Origin of the sequence: Viridibacillus sp. FSL E2-0187 (assembly GCF_038006425.1) — a bacterium.
Taxonomy (GTDB): Bacteria; Bacillota; Bacilli; order Bacillales_A; family Planococcaceae; genus Viridibacillus; species Viridibacillus arvi.
The window spans coordinates 3,345,840-3,363,597 of sequence record NZ_JBBOVG010000001.1; the positions used below are offsets into that span (position 1 = coordinate 3,345,840).

The window sequence follows — 17,758 nt, forward strand, 5'->3', positions numbered from 1 at the left end:
AGCTTTTCCTCCTATAATTCAATTGAACGCTGTGCGTCAAATGCATATATTAATTTTTCTGAAACGTTGATTTTTAAAGTTTCTTCGATTGCTTTTTTATATAGCGTCAACTGTACATCGTAACGCACTTTCATTTCTTTTTGTAAGCCTTCATCTGTTTTCATCGTTTCTTTAATTCGGTCAGTTTTATAGTCAAGTAGAATCCAATTACCATCTGCGTCTTTAAATAGGCAATCGACAATCCCTTGTACGATTTGGGAATCACCGTCGTCATCAATAATACTAAAGGTAAATGGCGTTTCTCGATAAAGTTCCACTGCATTCATAAATCGCTGACCCGCAGGTGTTGCAAAGAAGCCTACAATTTTAGGTGCATGTACAGCTGCTCCCTCTTCCTTCGTCAAAAGTTGACGGTCAACAAGACCTTGTACAAAAACTTCAACCTCTTCAATTGAATGCAGGCCTTGCTGTGGTATATGTTGCATAACCGTATGCATAGCTGTTCCAATTTCGGCTGCAGTTAACGAACGTTGTTGTAAAAAGCTAGGTCTTTTTGCCACTTGTTGTTGTTTTTTAGGTGCATTCCAAAAAAATTCAGGTTGCTCGGATTGTTCTAAAGTTTGTAGACGTTTTAGTTCACTAACAGATGTTTTAGAGCGTTTTGCTATCGCTCTATCATATGCATATACTGTATCAAAACGCTTTTTGATAGATGTTAATAAATCCTCATCAACAAGAGTAGATTTTTTCGTATCCTCAACAATCTCTTCCTCTACTTCCCCCACTTCTAATGGAGCTTTAAAATGTTCTGCACCTATCACTTGAACTTTCCATCTTGATAATTCGTTAGTAGCTAACTGAGTTTCATCATTTAGACATCGGTCATAGTCTGGGTGTCTAGCTAAAGCTGGACCAATCCAATCTAAATAGCTTTTTGCTAAAGCTCGAACATGATCAGGTAGCATTTCACCTGCAGGTAATAGTTTTGCATCTTCCCAAATAGCTTTTGTCTTATCCCAGTTTTTCACTGTACCTACTAGATAAAGATGTTCTTTTGCACGTGTCATCGCAACATAAAGAACACGCATTTCTTCTGCCTTTAACTCAAGCTTCTTTTTCTCCTGCATCGCAAGGAATGGCAAAGAGGTATATTGAATACGATTCTCGGGATCAATCATTTTCACCGCTAAACCAAATTGTTGGTCGAATAAATACGGTAAATTAAAATCCATTTTGTTAAACTCTCGACCTAATCCAGCTACAAAAACATAAGGGAACTCTAATCCTTTAGATGAGTGTATTGTCATTAAACGAACAACATTTTCCGTTTCGCTAATAGCCCGTGCAGTTCCTAAATCATCACCACGTAATCTCATACGATCTACGAATCTCAAAAATCGGAAAAGCCCTCGGAATGACGTTTTTTCATACGATAACGCACGATCATGTAGTGCGCGTAAATTCGCTTGGCGTTGTTTGCCGTTAGGCATTGCACCAACCATTTCATAATAATTCGTATCAATATATACTCGCCAAATCAAATCTGCTAGGGAACCCCTACGAGCTAAATCACGCCAATCTTCAAAGTGCAGTAAGAAACGTTGTAACTTTTCAGCAGTACTAGATTTTAGACCCGTACCTTCGATGCGTACAAATTGTTTCAAAGCATCATAAAAAGGTGCTTTCGGGTCAGCTAAACGAATTTTCGCTAGCTCATTCTCCGTTAATCCAACAAATGGCGCTCTTAATACAGATGCTAATGGAATATCTTGATATGGATTATCAATAATTCTCAACGTATTTATCATTATCATTACTTCAAGCGCTTCAAAATATCCTTTAGACAACTCTGCATATAACGGAATCCCCGCTAGCTTAAATTCTTCTGCTAAATCACCTGACCAAGTCATCGAGCGCATTAATATGACAATATCACGATATTCTAAAGGTCGTTCGGTGCCTTTTTTTGTATCATAAACCATTTGTCCAGAATCCATTAATTGCTTTATTTTCTCAATTATATAGCGTGCCTCTTGCTGAGATTTTTTTAATTCTTCTTCAGCTTGTAATTCAGAACTGACACCCGCTTCACCATCATCAGTTTCTTTAGACTCTTCCTCTTCAGTTTGATCTGTATATAATACTGTCAATTCAATAGGGGCATCTTTTTCATTATAAGGAGCTTGTGGTTTTAATGCCGCAGCTTCATCGTATTTGATTTCTCCGACTTCTTCGCCCATTATCTGTGAGAAAATATAGTTTGTACCGTGCAATACTTCTTGACGACTTCTGAAGTTTGCATTTAAGTCAATTTTCATACCTGTATTTGTTGGTTCTTCTTCAAACTCCAAATATTTGTTTAAAAATAGTGTCGGCTCTGCCAATCTGAATCGGTAAATAGATTGTTTCACATCACCAACCATAAACATATTACCATCCGCTTCCCCACCACTTTTCACTAGCTGCAAAATGGTTTCTTGAAGCCTATTAGTATCTTGATATTCATCAACAAGTACTTCATTGAACTTCTCTCGATAGCTAAGCGCTACAGCTGACGGAACAAGTTCTCCGTCTTTTTCATCAGTTAGAATTTGCAACGCAAAATGCTCTAAGTCGGAGAAATCAACAAGACCTTTTTCATTTTTCGCAGCTGCATATTTTCCACTGAAACTTGCTGCTATTTTCACTAGTGTTAAGAGTATTGGCTTCATTAAACGAATCTCTTCTAGTAATCGTTCTGGTCTTCTTGTGAAATATTGTTTTTTAGCCGTATCAAATAATTCCTTTGCTTGCTTACGTTTGTTTTGAGCTAAAGCTTTTAATTCTAAATCACAATCCATCTTCTTCGTAGAAATTCTCGCCCAGCTAACTGCATTAAAATATTCATATGCCTCTTCCCAAGAGCGTTCGTGTAAAAAGGCACGTGCTTCAGTTAATAAAATAAAATCCTTCTCAGCTGTTTCACCATAAGCTGATGGGCCGCTTGGTTCTAGGCTTAGCTCCCGCATATCTTTAATAAGCGCGTAGGCAGCTTCAATAGCATGACTAACCGAACGCTTAATTATTTTACTAATTGGCAACTCATCAATTGATGTAATGCCTTCAAGGTCATATTGATCTGGTAGTGATTCTAGCCATTTCATCGGCTCTGGATTAACACGTGACATTTCGTATAATTTTTCAATTAATGTCTCAATTGCTTGGTCATCACGGTCAGATGTAAAACTGTCAACTAATCGATATACATCGTCAACTTGGTCACTGTTATAAGCTTCTTCTAGTACTTCTGCTAACGTATCATCTTTTAAAAGTGCAGCTTCTGTATCGTTTGCAATACGGAAGCCTGGATCAATGTCTAATAGATACGCATATTGTCGAACAATATTTAAACAAAATGAGTGTAATGTAGAAATTTGTGCTTTATTTAATAAACTTAATTGTCTTCTGAGATGCTTTGATTCTGGCTGATTGATAATAGCTTTTTCAAGCGCTTCTGCCATACGATGACGCATTTCAGCTGCAGAAGCATTGGTAAATGTTACGACTAACAACTCATCAACATCGATTGGATTATCCGACGAGATAACCTTTTCAATCATACGATTGATCAATACAGCTGTTTTCCCTGAGCCCGCTGCTGCTGAAACTAAAGTATCTTGTCCAGTAGTCCAAATTGCTTTCCACTGCTCATCAGTCCAAGTTGCTGTCGCCGGCTTCACAGGAATTTCCTTCATCTGCTTTAGTCTCCTTTCGAATTTGCTCAATAACATCTTCTTTTTTACCGATTGGTTGTAAATATCGATAATGTTGATTGGCATCTGTTGTATCAAACTGACATACGCTCTTAAATGAGCAATACTCGCAAGCTGTACGTGTTTTCATACGGTATGGACTTATATCAGTATGACCTGCTAAAATGCCCTCACCAGCCTGTTGATGCTTGTGTCGTACAAAATTTCGGAGATGCCCCATATCTTGTGTCGAGATAACAGAAGACATTTTCGGTGAAACGGTACCATCCTTCTTACCCACATAAACTGGTACTACTTGTGAATGGCCCCCTTCTTCAAGCGCCTCATCCATATCAATCAAAGTCTCTCGATCATCTATTAAAAGACCCTTCATCTTGAATTCTTTTAATCGCTCCATCTCCGCTTGTTGGCCATCCAAATTATCATGCGGCTTTAACATCGGATTGTGGACATGTATATATAACACACCACCAGCTTCTGAATGCAATGGCAACCATGCCTCTGAATTCTCTACAGCCACATCTAAGTAAGTTAACATTTGTAAAGATAGACCATAATACACATCATTTAAATCTAGCTTTTTCGCAGAAGATTTATAATCTACAACGCGAATATACGGTTTATCATTGATTGTAGTTGCATCTACTCGATCAATTCGACCGCGCATTTGCATTTTCTTACCTCCATCTAATTTGATCATTAATGGTGGTAAAGGTTCCCCTGGTCCAAATGCAGCTTCTAAAGCAATCGGTTTGAAATTTGATACACGTGCATGTTGACTTAAAGAAAGCATCGTTCTTTGTACGATCAATGTCAGTTTTCGTTGAATGTAACGATAACGGGATGTACTCATTAAAATTTGGTGATACAACAGTGGAGAAATCTTATCTACTGCTCGTTTTGCTAAATCTGCACATTGCTCTGGCGTCAATTGACCCCATTTTAGATTCTTCTCATGAGTTTCCTCTGAAATCCATTTTAGCGCTGCATGGAATAAATCTCCGATTGTCGGTGTTTCAAGTCGATATTCCGGACGCTCCTCAAGACGTAAACCATACGTTGAAAAATGCGAAAATGGGCAACCATAGAACTTCTCAATACGTGAAACACTTGAGGTCAGAGTTGAGCCATACAAGGCATCAGTAATATCTGGTGTAAGTTGTTCTGCTTTATTCAGCACTTTTAGTGGGCGCATTAAACGCTCTAGAATATCCGACCAATAAGGATCCTCTTCATAATACACCTGTAAAGCACGCCATTCGGGTTTCAGCTCTTTTCCATGCTCTACTTGTCTAAGTTGCATCATTAAATAAGCTAAAGACGTATTTGGGTGATTAATATAAGGGAGATTCGAGCGCTCTGATAAAGCCTCTGTTGGATCTATTAATGCTCTTGTAAATGGTGCATTGTGAATAAGTTGCTGTAACTTCTTCACATATAGAGATGGTAATAATGCTTTACTTTCCTCATCCGCAATGGCATAACTAACAACGAGCTTTTCAGAAGCCATGGTTAAGGCTCTATAAGTAATGAATGATTCTTCTAACAATCTCGTTTTAGAAGTTGGTGCCAGCTCCATTCCAAGATGCATAAACCATTCACGTTCTGCATCCGAAAGTAATCCTTCATGGTCCATCCTTTGTGGATATACACCTTCATTCATACCCATTACAAAAACTGCTTTCATATTCGTTAAACGAGACAAATCTGCTGTTGCAATGGTTACTTGATCTAATGACGGTGGGATACGTGAAAATTCTAATGTATCGAACCCTTCTTCTAACGTGTGCAGTGCTTCTTCTAGCGTCATTTCTTGTTCACCAAACATCATGACGAACTGATCAAGTACGTCTACCCATTGATTCCACGCTTGTTCATGTTCACTTGCAGCTAACAGTTGGCCTTTGTCTATTTCTTTATCTTTTAAAGCTTGTAGTTTTTCATAAACTTCTAGATTTTCAATAAATTTAAACAGCGCTGTTGCGATGTCACGCCCCGTTTTACAGCTAGCTAATTGATTTTCTAACTCTTTTAAAGGTTCTCTTACTTTACTACGCGCTGCTTCAATTTCTTGTTGGAAGGCGCGCTCTTCATCTGTTTGATTTTTTGTTAAAAATTCCAGTCCACGATATTTTTTATATAGCCAACGATTCTCATCAAACCAGCGCTCACTATAGATCCCTTGTGATATAACAAAATTTTCTAGACGGTCTGCGCGCTCCCGCCAAACTTGTAAATCTGCATCTACCGGGAAAAACAGATCCGTTTTAACTGCACGGAAAATAGGCTCGTACTTCCAATCAGATTGGATAGCCTCCAGAGCCGAGCGACTTAGTTCAATTAATGGATGATGAAGCATTGGTTTTTTTTGACTTACGAAAACAGGAATATCGTATTGAGGGAAAATTGTCGCAAACAGAGGATCGTATACATCTGCCTGACGATACAAAATAGCCATCTCACGATAACGAATTGCGTCATTTTGCATAAACTCTCTTATTTTCCTTGCAATCGCATGTACTTCTGCACGGCGATTGACGGCTTCAATAATCTCAAAATCATCCGAAGAGTAACTTGTTGCTTCTTCATGTGAATCAAACTTTTCTTCGATACATTTCAAATCATTATTTTGAAAACGGAATGTTGTTTGACAATGTACTGTTGGCTCTACTTCAATACCTTCTTCAAATGCTAATTCTTTTAAGCGTACACTTGTCCGAGCAGATTGATAAAATAGTGCTTGCTCATCGTCTGCATCAGCATCTGACTCCATAGGTAAAACAACCGTTACTCGACGCGCTACTTTTAATAATTCTTGCACTAGTTCAAATTCTCGTGTTGTGAATGCTGTAAATCCATCAATATAAATATCTGCTGATTGTATAATTTCCGAATCCTTTAGCTGTGCTGTTAGCAAGGGAAAATAACCTTCACTATCAATATATGTAGTACCTAATCGCTCTTCTAAAGCTGACAATATTAACTGAAGATCATGTGCCTTATCACGCAATGTTTGCGGTGCATTCATACCCTCAAAATCTGATAGAAGCAGTTCTAATGTATTACTATCTAAACTATAGCGATTAAATTCCTTTAACAAAGTTTCCATCTCATCTGTAAAACCACGTTTTCCAGCTGCTTGACGGAACAATGAAAACTGTTCTTTATTATCCTCTAATAAACGTTTGATAAGCATTCGATAGCCGAACCCATTAATCTCTTGTCGGCTAATGCCTCCAGTTTCTTGCAGGACGCGCCACGCTAAACGTTTAAACGTCGTAACCTGCGCTCGAATAAGCCCTGATACACCATAGCGATGTGTTAAATCATATTCAGAAGAAAATGACATTTGGTCAGGAACAAGCAAGAATATTGGTGCCCCTATCGGCTGTTCCTTTATAATATCAACTATTTCATGATGAATAAGCGTCGATTTTCCAGAGCCTGACCTTCCAGAAACGATACGCAGTGACATTCTAACTCCCCCTCTTTAATCACGATAAAAGTTCCAACCACTTTTACTATTTATGTGCAAAAATATGTAGACCATTACCAAAAGAACACTTGTTCCTATTTTATATTAAAAATAGAACAGTGGCAAATTACTTCACTTTTTATTCATTCTGGAAGCTCTTCTCATATCTTCTTCTACTTTTGCATTTAAGTGTCCTTCAACCATTTTTCCGCCCCACCACATAATTCCTATCAATATAATAATTATACCAGTACGGATAGGATCTGTTACCAGCGCTCTTAAATCTGATCCAATCCAGCTAATAACGAATATCATAACAAGTTTTGAAGCCATTACTGTAAATAAGTAGTGATGGCGCTTTAAATTGGATAAGCCTGCAACAATATTAACGAGCGCTGATGGTGTAAAAGGAAAACATAATAATAGAAATAATGGAGTAAACCCTTTCATTTCAACCCAATGTATTAATCTTTTCACCGTAGCACGATTTGTCACGTAGTTCAATAATCGACTTTGCCCATATTTTCGTACGATCAAAAATACACAATAAGATCCTAACACAGCTCCGCTCCAAGAAAGTAGAAAACCAATCCAGAGCCCATATGCACTGGCATTTGCGACGACAAATGCGGCTAGTGGGAGAAATGGTAGGAAAGCTTCAACAAATGGTAGTAATATACCTAAAAGCGTGCCAAATAATCGATATTCTTTTGCTAATGCATGAAAATTTTCTAATGTTAACCAGTCAGGCATATGTTTCTCCCTCTCTAAAAAATAGCGTCTTGTCGGCATCCCAATTGAGGAATGAGCGCTACTTAAAAGTTACTGTTTATATTGTAAAATAAAGTGCAGGACAGTCATTTCATCTGCTGTATTCGTATATTGATGGATTTGATGTCCTTTAAATACGAGCGTTTCACCAACATTTAAGGTTTCACTCATATCACCAGCTTCGACAACTAGTTGTCCTTTTATAGCCGTTATAGTTTCTTCTACCCCATCAGTATGTGCATCACTCCTATGACTACATCCAGGATCCATTTCTACTTTAAAGAGTTCCCAACCTCGTTCAGGGTCATAAGGAATAATTGAATATACTCGATATTTTCCTTCGTTCTCTGTGACAAATGGCATTTCTGCACTATTTATTTTTAAAAATTGCTCCTTCGGTGGTTGTAATAACGTTGAAAATGAAATACGTAAACCGGTAGCAATTTTCCACATCGTCGACACAGTTGGATTGGATTCTCCTTTTTCCATTTGTGCTAACTGACCTTTACTAACATCAGTTAATTTAGCCATATCGTCTAAGCTAAGCAAGCGTTGATGACGGATTTTCTTCAATTGTTTTCCTAAATTACGGCTTATTTCTTCCATAAATTTCACCTCTTGTATATTTTATCATACGGTTGTATACTTTATTAAACATTTCAATGGAGGACCTACACATGAAAAAACTTGGCTTTTCAGCTGGTATGAAGGCAGGTTCAAGTATTGCGATCGGCTACTTTCCAATTGCACTGACATTTGGTTTGCTCGCAAAAACAACCGGTCTGTCAATGCTTGAAGCAACGGCTATGAGTATACTTGTTTACGCTGGGGCTTCACAGTATATAGCTTTAAATTTATTGACAACAGGGACAGATCCTTTACTTATTGTCCTTAATACTTTTGTCGTCAATATCCGTCACTTTTTAATGACGGCATCACTTAATGAAAAGATGCAATCCGAAAAAAAATGGAAAAAATCCATCTATGCTTTTTGGGTAACTGATGAATCTTTTTCTGTACTTGCAACACGAAAAGAAGAAAAGCTACCTACTTCATTTGGTGTTGGTGTAATGCTCATTGCATATGGGAGTTGGGTTGTTTTCACAGCAGTCGGTCATTTAATCGGCGCAAATTTACCAGCCTTTTTGCAAGTAGCTATGGGAATTGCTCTATATGCTATGTTCGTCGGCCTTTTAGTTCCTTCTATGAAGGGGAATCGCAAAGTAGTTATGCTCGCTTTACTCGCTGCAGTTATTAATTGCTTTTTCTACTGGACACAAATGTTATCAACTGGCTGGGCATTATTAGTTGCTGCCCTGGTTTCTTCAATAACAGTTGAAATTGTTTACGCAAATCGTGCAAAACGTAAAGGGGGCTTTGTGTAATGGGTTCTTGGTACTGGTGGATGCTTATTGGTATGGCACTTGTGACGTATATTCCACGCGCAATTCCGTTAACTTTTTTAGAGGGCAAAGAATTACCCCCTATTATTTCAGGGGTTTTACAAAATATCCCTTACGCCATCTTAGGGGCAATGATCTTCCCAGCAATATTACTGATTAAAGAAGGCGATATTTTATTCGGCTTAGTTGGCACTGTAACTGCTTTTGCCATCGCATTTGCAGGTGCTAATGTGATCATCGTTGTAATTGGTGCTATTGCTATTTTATCAATTTACAGTTTGTTTTTTTAATTCCCTTAAAAATTATTTGACTTTTCAATCTATGGAGTATATAGTAATATATAATTCTTACAACAATTACATAGTAATATCACTTTCTTATCCAGAGAGACTGAGGGACAGGCCCTATGAAGTCTCGGCAACAGATTCACGTATGAACACTGTGCCAATTCCTACAAGCATCATTTGCTTGAAAGATGAGAACGAGATGGTTCGTATATATTTGAGAGCCTATTGTTTTCTTTCTGGTAAAGGAGCAATAGGCTCTTTTCGTTCAATAAAGAAAGTTGATGATATCAATTGTCTGCTAAGAAACTCTCATTTGAGTATCGCCCATTTGCGAGAAAATCTAATCATTCACTCTCATTTGAGTACAGTCATATCATTTGTTACTCATTTGTAACAACTATTCTTTCCGCTCTCATTCGAGCAATATTTTTATGAATACTACTCATTCGTAGTTCACATTCATTCAGGTCATTTCCTGGAAAAGCAAAAGCCCGATTGTCTCATTCGACGAATCGGGCTTTCTTTTGTATTTTTATTGTTCTTTATTGCGATTCATCATACGTGTGGCATACCAGAATCCAACGGTTAATGATAACGCATCAATAACATATAAAAAAGTTGTATGTGTAAAACCAGCATAAACTGAAGCTGCAATAAGCGCTACAGATAGCACTAAAGCTACATAATGACTAAATGTGATGCGTGTAAACAATACGACGAGTAACCCTGGAATGAACAGCGCTAAAATTACTTTAGTAACCATAGATTCTATTTTTTCTCCTTTATCTGACGACGAGTAGACCGATTTTGTAATGATCATGTCGATGAATAACATGTTGTCGCAGACGAACTTCGCCTTCATGATTTAATACTTCAATACGACAATGTGCGGCATTTATTTGCAAAGCTTCATATAATTCTTCTTCTGTTTGCACTTCAATACCATTCACCTTACGGATACATTCCCCCACCTGTAATCCCATCGCCTGTGCAGGAGATTCTGGTAAGACAGCAGCTATGACCACACCAGAATTGTTTGGCGTTACCGCATAGCCTGCATTTCGCTCAGTCCAAGCATATATAATAGAAATTAACACACGCCCACATACAGCGATACAAACAGCAATATAACCAAGAACAGATACCTCGTAAGCAATACCTGCACCTATTAATACAATTAGAGCTAGTAAGATAATTGTTCTTCCCATTCGAGGATAAAAGTGAACAGGCAATGTTTTACGTGTGCGCTGCTGAAATCCAATCACAACTGGTACTAATATTATCGAAAACGTAGAATTGAACATCGTAAATTGTGGCCAATATGGGATATATTGTTGAATTAATCCACCAGGAATAACGAAGAAAATCGGCAACAGCCACAATCGTTTCACTAAATATGTAGTTGCCTGCATACCTCGATCAGACTTTTCTAATCTTGGTGAAGCAAAATTCGATGCATACTTATAAATAAGTATACCTTCTGCTAATAAGAGTAAACCGATAAACGCTGGTATTACTACATATAACCCTTCGTCTATCGATCCTCCAGAAAAAGTCCATCCTAAAAAATCAAAAGACTTGTCATTCGCATATAAATACCAAATAACACCGAAAGCTATGGCGAAAGGATAAACCGCTGAAGCTGTATAATAATAAAAAGTTAAAATACATATGATACTTGCGCAACTGAATAACACTAAGTATTCAAATGGTACAACTAATCCAATTGCAATGCTTACTATCGATATGCCTAGTGCTAATAGCCATCCGTCTTTTAACAAGAAAAGCGTTTCTGTCCAGCCCCATCGAATCCTAGTGTTGAATGATTTACGTTCTGTAATTACGCGTCGGTAGCCTAGTAATGTGGCAAAAATAATGGCAATGTATAGAATTGGATTTAAAAAGAAACGGCCAATGCCTTTAACCAGCTCAACTATTATATCTAAGTACATTTTCCGTATCACCTTCCGTAGTGTATCTAGTAGTTTGTCTATTTATTAATTGTATCAAACGACTGTTTGAAAACGTAGTAGTATTTGGATTAAATTTCAAAATTAGAACCTATTTTGGTTTAAATATTAAAAAAAGCTTGTAAAGGCGTGACCATTTCTCAAAATTATAAGACTACAACTCTTTTTAAGTACTTTCAAAAACAAATTGTTTGTTAATTCATCATTTTAAATTTTTCAGCATATAACCGATAGCCATTTGTAATTGATGGTCATTTTCATTGTTACCCTTATATTCTACCATTTCTTTATGTAATGCTGAAAAGAATGCTTCATTTATAATAGGTTCTTGTGCTAATTTCTTTGTTTTTCTATATAACAGAACTGCTTCAGCTGTTTGGCGATCAAAATAGCCATCTGTTCGTTCTAATTTATAGTCCATTTTAGATAATAATTCTTGTACATATCTTACCTGCTCATTGAAATCTCCTTCTACGAAGCTTCCCGTTAATGGCGGCAATTCCATATGATATAAATCATCCTGTTCTACATGTAAAGTTGCATCTATTCCTTTACCGTGAATCCATTTCTTATCTGGTGTAAGCCATTTATGCGTAGATAACTTTAATTCTCCACCATTTAGCAATGGCCAGGTTTCTTGTACTGTGCCTTTTCCAAAACTTTTTACACCTGCTATAGTAGCTCGATCTAATTCTTTTAATGCCCCACTTAAAACTTCACTTGCAGAAGCACTTCCTTCATCTTGAAGTAATACAATCGGTAACGATTTTAATTGTGCGTCAAAATTTAATTTGTTTTTCTTCTCTTCGGTTACTAACGGCTCAAGCTCACCCTTGGCATTTTGCATAAAAGCATATGTAGAGCCTGGTTTTACAACACTTGCTATAACTTGTTCTACACTTCGTAAATAGCCACCTGGATTACTACGCACATCAATAATAAGACCAGATATTTTTTGTTTCATTAATGAGGTCGTATGTTTTTGCCATTCTTCTGCAGTTTTTTCACCAAATAGTGTGATATTTACATATCCGATTAGTTGATCATCAGCTTGTAAAATTTCACTATGCACCGTTTCCATGGAAATTGCTGATCTTGTCATTGAAACCTCAATATGACGGTCTTCTGATGGTCTGAATATAGTCATTTTTACTGTTGTGCCCTCTTCTCCTTGAATAAGAGCTAAGAGCTGCGCCATCGATTTACCTTCTAATCGTTCCTTATTTACTTGTACAATTTCATCATAAGGTTTTAATCCTGCTTTTTCTGCTGGAGATGCCTTTACAGGTGAAACAATAATAAATTTACCATCACTTGCTGTAATTTCTGCCCCAATACCTACACGTGAATCAGACAATGATTCCTTATGCATTCTAGCTTCTTCTTTTGTGTAATAAGTGCTATATGGGTCACCCAATGAACTCGCCATTCCTTTAATTGCTCCTTCGACTAACTGTTCCTCAGAAGTCTCATGCACTGATTCTTTTCTTATTAGTTTAAAAGCTTCATCAATTTTTTCTAGTTTACTCACTTTTGCACTTGAAGGCTCCGCTCCTTGCATTTTTGATACTGCGTACATTCCTGTGGCGCCTAGCAATACTATAAAAAAAAGAAAAATCCAACGTTTCCGCATTATGTCTACCCCTTTCATATCCATTCAGTTTATGAATGTTACCTTAGGATTAACACTATCAAAAAGTGGATTTTCCTTTATTAATTTAATGCTTTTATACTTTCCCGCATACTATCTTGATCGACAGGTCCTCTTACCTTCTTTTGAATGACTCCTTTCGTATCTAAATAGTAAGTCGTTGGAACGACGTAAATTTCATATGCATCCATTTGTTCACCCTTAGTATCTAATAATACAGGAAAGGTCATCTCATACGTTTTAACAAACTTTTTCACATATTTAACACTTTCTTTATAACTAGTTAAGTTGACCGCTACAATTTCAAAATTATCTTCTTCTGCATATTTCTCGTAATACTTTTGCATATGAGGAATTTCTGCCTTACAAGGTGGACACCAAGTTGCCCAGAAATTTAAAATAACCTTTTTCCCTCGAAAATCAGATAGCTTTACTTTTTTTCCTTCTAATGTTTCTAATTCAAAATCTGGTGCCAACTCACCAATAGCTAAGCCACTTTTAACACCTAATGTGTCCTCAACAATTGTTGCTCTCGTATCCACTTTTTGCTCTTCAGCAACTTTTGTTTTCACAAAATTTGTAACAGCAATTCCAATCATCGCTGCAATTATTAGCAACGCAAATATTTTTTTCTTCATGAGGTAGCCTCCATCTGTTTACGACTGTTATCTTTTAAGAAATGGACAAATAACACAAACAAACTAAATATGAAAGTTGCCATCAGTGACTTTTGCGAAAAACCACCAGGCTGTAATAATGCGATAAAAATATGCGATAAGCTAAATAAAATGATGAGTTGCTTACGCCAAATATCCTGATTGAGACCATTTTTTATCGCTATGAGTAGCCAAATGATAAAGACTACAACAGTCAGCCACCTTTGCCAAGCGAGTCCATCATTTTGCAAGGCCATTGCAATTTGATACAAGCTTTGCGTTAAAATAATAGCCATTGTTAATGTACGTAATTGAGAAGCTGCAAATGCATTCTTTTTAAATTGACGGAAAATAGAAATACAAGTTGCAACTATCGCTATGTAAAAGCCCACCGTCCCACCGTTAAAGAATAGTATAATTAAAGGCTGTTTTATTACCAACGACAAATCTGTGACAATCACACTAAATTTCCAAACTAAAATGAAAAATATAGCATGATCCGCATATACACTTGCTTCTTTTTTACCATAACGCCACCATAGAATAATTCCTGCCAAAGTAAACGCGATAAGAACTGAAACCCATGATGTCGGTAATGTCACTCCGCGTATAGTATACCATTCTGTTATTGGCAAAGTTCACACCTTCTCCCACTAATATACCCTACACCGTATGTTAATGGGTGTGATGAAAGAATACAAGATTTTTGTTTTACTAATTGATGTCTGGACTGATTTTCACAGTTTAAAGCTCTATTTAAAATCATTTTTATCCCTAGAAGAAAAGTCGCCTGTAGTCGGTGAATTTACCGATTTCCAGACGACTTCTATTTGATCTGATTAGAATGAAATATAACGACGTGGGTCAACTGCCCCTACTTTTTGTCCTTGCCATGCTGTTGTATGAAGTTCGAAATGTAAGTGACTTCCGAATGCACGACCCGTTTGTCCCATATAACCGATTACTTCACCTTTAGAAACAGATTGTCCAGCTTTTGCTTTATAACCACTTAAGTGAGCATATACAGTTGTAAAAGTTTTCCCCTCAATTGAGTGAGTAATCATAATTACATTACCGTATGTAGATAGAGGACTTGCACGGAAGACTACTCCATCAGCTGCGGCTACGATTGGCGTACCTACACTGTTTGCAATATCGATACCGTAATCAATTTCTGGACCTGAGCCTATATCGCGCCAGCCAAAATTAGATGTAACCCTACCAGTTGTAGGTCTTGTCCAAGTACCACTTGAAACAGTTGGAACATCACCTGATTCTCCCACATTAGAAACATATGCTGATTTAGATTTCGCTTTTGCTTTCGCTGCAGCTTCTTTACGTGCTCGTTCAGCTAGACGCGCTTGCTCATTTTGAATTTCTTTTTGCACTTTTTTACTTACTTTAATTGCTTCAGAATACTCTTTTTGGAGTGATTTCTTTTGAGATTTCAGCTTTGATTGCTCACGCTCTAAATCATCAATTAACTTATTTTTACTTGATTTTTGTGAGTCCAAAGATTTCTTAAGATCTTCTAATCGATCACGATTGTCGATTTGTTTTTTACGTTTTTCTTCAAGTTTCTTCTGTTGCTCTTCTAAGCTTTTTTTATCATCTGCTTGTTCTTGCAAAATTTTACGATCCGCATCTAACAAAGTGTTTACTGCAGAAAAACGGTCAATTAAATCTCCAAAACTACTAGCACCAAATAGAACGTCAACATAATTAATTGAACCGCCACCTTCTTGAATGGCACGCGCGCGTTCTTGCAATAATGCATCACGTTCTGCAATTTTCTTTTCTAAATCTTTGATAGAAGTTTGTAAGTCCTCAATTTCACTAGTTGTTTGAGCAATTGTTGATTTTACAATACTAATTTTCTCATCCGTTTTGATAATCTTGTTATCAAGCTTTTGGATTTGTTTGTTGATTTTCTCTTGCTTTGATTTGTTGTACTTAATCTTACTTGATTTTTCATTTATGTTAGAATTCAGTTTCGATTTCTTTTGATCTAATTCTTGCTGTTTAGACTTTAAATCACTTAGTGATTCAGCATTCGCTATTGGTTGAACAACCAATGATAAAGATACCGTAGCTGTAATGACATATAAAATATTTTTAAACTGCTTTTTCAACTAATAACCCCCTCTTTCCTATTAATATATCTCTATTACTTATACTTTTAAGAATTTGCGTACGGACATGAAACTTCCCCAAACACCGATAAATACACCCATTATTAAAATTAATAAATCTACTTGGATAATAAATGGAGTTACATCTAACAGCTGGAACATTTCACCTTGTAATTTTGGTTGCAATACACTATGTAATTTCACATATGAAATTGTTACAACCGTAATTGGAATGATAGAACCTAATAGGCCTAACCACATACCTTCCAGAATAAACGGAATACGTACAAACCAGTTTGTTGCACCTACTAATTTCATAATCTCTATTTCTTTTCTTCTTGCTACAATTGTGATTTTAATTGTATTTGAGATTAAGAACATTGCTGTAAATAGTAACGCTATGATTAAACCAATACCTACGTTTCGACTAATATTTAAAAAGTTAAATAGCTTTTCAATCTTACCTTTACCGTATAATACCTCATATGTATTATCGAGCTTGTCTATCGCCTCGGCTACTGTTGCCGTTTTCTGCGGGTCACTAGCCTTTACATAGATGACGTTTCTTAATGGATTACTCTGTTTAAACAGGCTTAAATCTTCTCCAAAATCTTTCACAAGATGATTAAGTTCTTCCTCTTTTGTTGAGTACTCGAAAGAATCTACACCTGATAATTCTTTAATTTGTTTCTGTAAAGCATCTTCAGCTTTTTGATCCGCTTCTAAATCAATAAGCACTTTAATTTCGACATCATTTTCTAAATCTGTTGCAATTTTATTCAAGTTCATCATTATCATGATAAATACGCCAACTATTAATAGTGTGACCGTTACTGCTGAGACAGAAGCGACTGTCATCCAACTATTACGACCAATCGATTTTATACTTTCACGGAAATGGCGACTTATAGTTCTAGATTTCATAGCCGTAACTACCTCCATTTTCATCACGAACAATCAATCCGCCCTCAATAGCGATAACACGACGTCTTATTGTATTAACAATTTCTTTGTTATGTGTTGCCATAATAATTGTTGTTCCACGTGCATTTATTTCCTCAAAAAGATTCATAATATCCCAAGATGTCTCAGGATCCAAGTTTCCAGTAGGCTCATCAGCAATGACAACTTTCGGCACGTTCACAATCGAGCGCGCAATTGACACACGTTGTTGCTCTCCACCCGATAATTCATTCGGGAACATTCGAGCTTTATGTTTTAATCCAACTAAATCTAACACTTCCATGACACGTTTACGTATCGTAGCCGGTTGTTCTTCAATAACTTCCAAAGCAAATGCAACATTTTCATAGACATTTAGCATCGGTAACAATTTAAAATCTTGGAACACCACTCCAATTTGTCGACGGAGATAAGGTATTTCTTTGTTTTTTAATGTCGTCAAATTCATACCGTTTACGATAACATCTCCAGATGTAGCTCGTTCTTCTCGATACATCATTTTGATAAATGTCGACTTACCAGCACCACTAGGTCCTACAATATAAGCAAATTCGCCTTGATTAAACTTAATACTTAACCCATTTGCTGCTACTATTCCATTCGGATATTTCTTGTAAACATTCTTCATTTCGATCATTTTTTTACCACCTATTTTCTATAAACCCAACTCTATTATAAAGCTATTATATCATTGAATA

The 17,758-nt window shown here is 36.7% G+C and carries 14 protein-coding genes and 1 riboswitch; of the genes, 2 read left to right on the forward strand and 12 right to left on the reverse strand.

Going from position 1 to position 17,758, the window contains the following annotated elements:
* Positions 1-11: 11 nt before the first annotated feature.
* The 4 genes from addA to MHH85_RS16395 all read right to left on the reverse strand — a co-directional run bounded on the left by addA (position 12) and on the right by MHH85_RS16395 (position 8,604).
* Positions 12-3,734, reverse strand: coding sequence for a helicase-exonuclease AddAB subunit AddA (gene addA, locus MHH85_RS16380; protein WP_340707750.1), 3,723 nt, complete (start codon positions 3,732-3,734; stop codon positions 12-14).
* Positions 3,691-7,227 carry a helicase-exonuclease AddAB subunit AddB gene (addB, locus tag MHH85_RS16385; protein WP_340707751.1) on the reverse strand — a complete coding sequence of 1,179 codons (3,537 nt, stop codon included), beginning with the start codon at positions 7,225-7,227 and terminating at the stop codon, positions 3,691-3,693. Before addB ends, addA begins: the two co-directional genes overlap by 44 nt.
* A 132-nt stretch (positions 7,228-7,359) precedes the next feature.
* Positions 7,360-7,980, reverse strand: a complete 621-nt coding sequence (locus MHH85_RS16390) for a TVP38/TMEM64 family protein (protein WP_193738503.1) — start codon at positions 7,978-7,980, stop codon at positions 7,360-7,362.
* Between the two features lie 69 nt (positions 7,981-8,049).
* Positions 8,050-8,604, reverse strand: a complete 555-nt coding sequence (locus MHH85_RS16395; RefSeq protein WP_193738502.1) for a helix-turn-helix domain-containing protein — start codon at positions 8,602-8,604, stop codon at positions 8,050-8,052.
* Between the two features lie 71 nt (positions 8,605-8,675).
* On the opposite strand from MHH85_RS16395, the gene MHH85_RS16400 reads away from it, so the two are divergent.
* On the forward strand, positions 8,676-9,383 hold the full coding sequence (locus MHH85_RS16400) for an AzlC family ABC transporter permease (RefSeq protein ID WP_340707752.1): 708 nt from the start codon (positions 8,676-8,678) through the stop codon (positions 9,381-9,383).
* Complete coding sequence (locus MHH85_RS16405; RefSeq protein ID WP_193738500.1) at positions 9,383-9,691, forward strand: AzlD domain-containing protein; 309 nt, start codon at positions 9,383-9,385, stop codon at positions 9,689-9,691. Before MHH85_RS16400 ends, MHH85_RS16405 begins: the two co-directional genes overlap by 1 nt.
* Positions 9,692-9,775: 84 nt before the next feature.
* Positions 9,776-9,883, forward strand: a riboswitch (SAM riboswitch).
* Positions 9,884-10,220: 337 nt separating this feature from the next.
* Here MHH85_RS16405 and MHH85_RS16410 read toward each other — a convergent pair.
* From MHH85_RS16410 to ftsE, 8 genes are all read right to left on the reverse strand, one after another.
* A complete protein-coding gene (locus MHH85_RS16410) occupies positions 10,221-10,460 on the reverse strand; it encodes a CsbA family protein (RefSeq protein ID WP_053417745.1) in 240 nt (79 codons plus the stop codon).
* Between the two features lie 10 nt (positions 10,461-10,470).
* The gene (locus MHH85_RS16415) at positions 10,471-11,640 is read right to left on the reverse strand and encodes a PDZ domain-containing protein (protein WP_340707753.1); all 1,170 of its coding nucleotides are present in this window, start codon (positions 11,638-11,640) and stop codon (positions 10,471-10,473) included.
* 220 nt (positions 11,641-11,860) lie between these two features.
* Positions 11,861-13,291: a S41 family peptidase gene (locus MHH85_RS16420; RefSeq protein WP_340707754.1), complete on the reverse strand. Its 1,431-nt coding sequence runs from the start codon at positions 13,289-13,291 to the stop codon at positions 11,861-11,863.
* Positions 13,292-13,371: 80 nt separating this feature from the next.
* Entirely contained in the window at positions 13,372-13,947 is a 576-nt protein-coding gene (locus MHH85_RS16425) for a peroxiredoxin family protein (RefSeq protein ID WP_340707755.1), read from the reverse strand.
* A complete protein-coding gene (locus MHH85_RS16430; RefSeq protein ID WP_340707756.1) occupies positions 13,944-14,600 on the reverse strand; it encodes a hypothetical protein in 657 nt (218 codons plus the stop codon). Before MHH85_RS16430 ends, MHH85_RS16425 begins: the two co-directional genes overlap by 4 nt.
* Before the next feature lie 204 nt (positions 14,601-14,804).
* Complete coding sequence (locus MHH85_RS16435) at positions 14,805-16,097, reverse strand: murein hydrolase activator EnvC family protein (protein WP_193738495.1); 1,293 nt, start codon at positions 16,095-16,097, stop codon at positions 14,805-14,807.
* 39 nt (positions 16,098-16,136) lie between these two features.
* A complete protein-coding gene (gene ftsX / locus MHH85_RS16440; RefSeq protein WP_340707757.1) occupies positions 16,137-17,021 on the reverse strand; it encodes a permease-like cell division protein FtsX in 885 nt (294 codons plus the stop codon).
* The gene (ftsE, locus tag MHH85_RS16445; RefSeq protein WP_038179675.1) at positions 17,011-17,697 is read right to left on the reverse strand and encodes a cell division ATP-binding protein FtsE; all 687 of its coding nucleotides are present in this window, start codon (positions 17,695-17,697) and stop codon (positions 17,011-17,013) included. The genes ftsX and ftsE overlap by 11 nt, the downstream gene beginning before the upstream one ends.
* Between the last annotated feature and the right edge of the window lie 61 nt (positions 17,698-17,758).

Coding starts and splice junctions, on each gene's coding strand:
- addB (WP_340707751.1), bottom strand. CDS start 7,227: ATGTCACTGCGTATCGTTTCTGGAAGGTCAGGCTCTGGAAAATCGACG.
- ftsE (WP_038179675.1), bottom strand. CDS start 17,697: ATGATCGAAATGAAGAATGTTTACAAGAAATATCCGAATGGAATAGTA.
- MHH85_RS16400 (WP_340707752.1), top strand. CDS start 8,676: ATGAAAAAACTTGGCTTTTCAGCTGGTATGAAGGCAGGTTCAAGTATT.
- addA (WP_340707750.1), bottom strand. CDS start 3,734: ATGAAGGAAATTCCTGTGAAGCCGGCGACAGCAACTTGGACTGATGAG.
- MHH85_RS16395 (WP_193738502.1), bottom strand. CDS start 8,604: ATGGAAGAAATAAGCCGTAATTTAGGAAAACAATTGAAGAAAATCCGT.
- MHH85_RS16420 (WP_340707754.1), bottom strand. CDS start 13,291: ATGCGGAAACGTTGGATTTTTCTTTTTTTTATAGTATTGCTAGGCGCC.
- MHH85_RS16425 (WP_340707755.1), bottom strand. CDS start 13,947: ATGAAGAAAAAAATATTTGCGTTGCTAATAATTGCAGCGATGATTGGA.
- MHH85_RS16390 (WP_193738503.1), bottom strand. CDS start 7,980: ATGCCTGACTGGTTAACATTAGAAAATTTTCATGCATTAGCAAAAGAA.
- MHH85_RS16405 (WP_193738500.1), top strand. CDS start 9,383: ATGGGTTCTTGGTACTGGTGGATGCTTATTGGTATGGCACTTGTGACG.
- MHH85_RS16415 (WP_340707753.1), bottom strand. CDS start 11,640: ATGTACTTAGATATAATAGTTGAGCTGGTTAAAGGCATTGGCCGTTTC.
- ftsX (WP_340707757.1), bottom strand. CDS start 17,021: ATGAAATCTAGAACTATAAGTCGCCATTTCCGTGAAAGTATAAAATCG.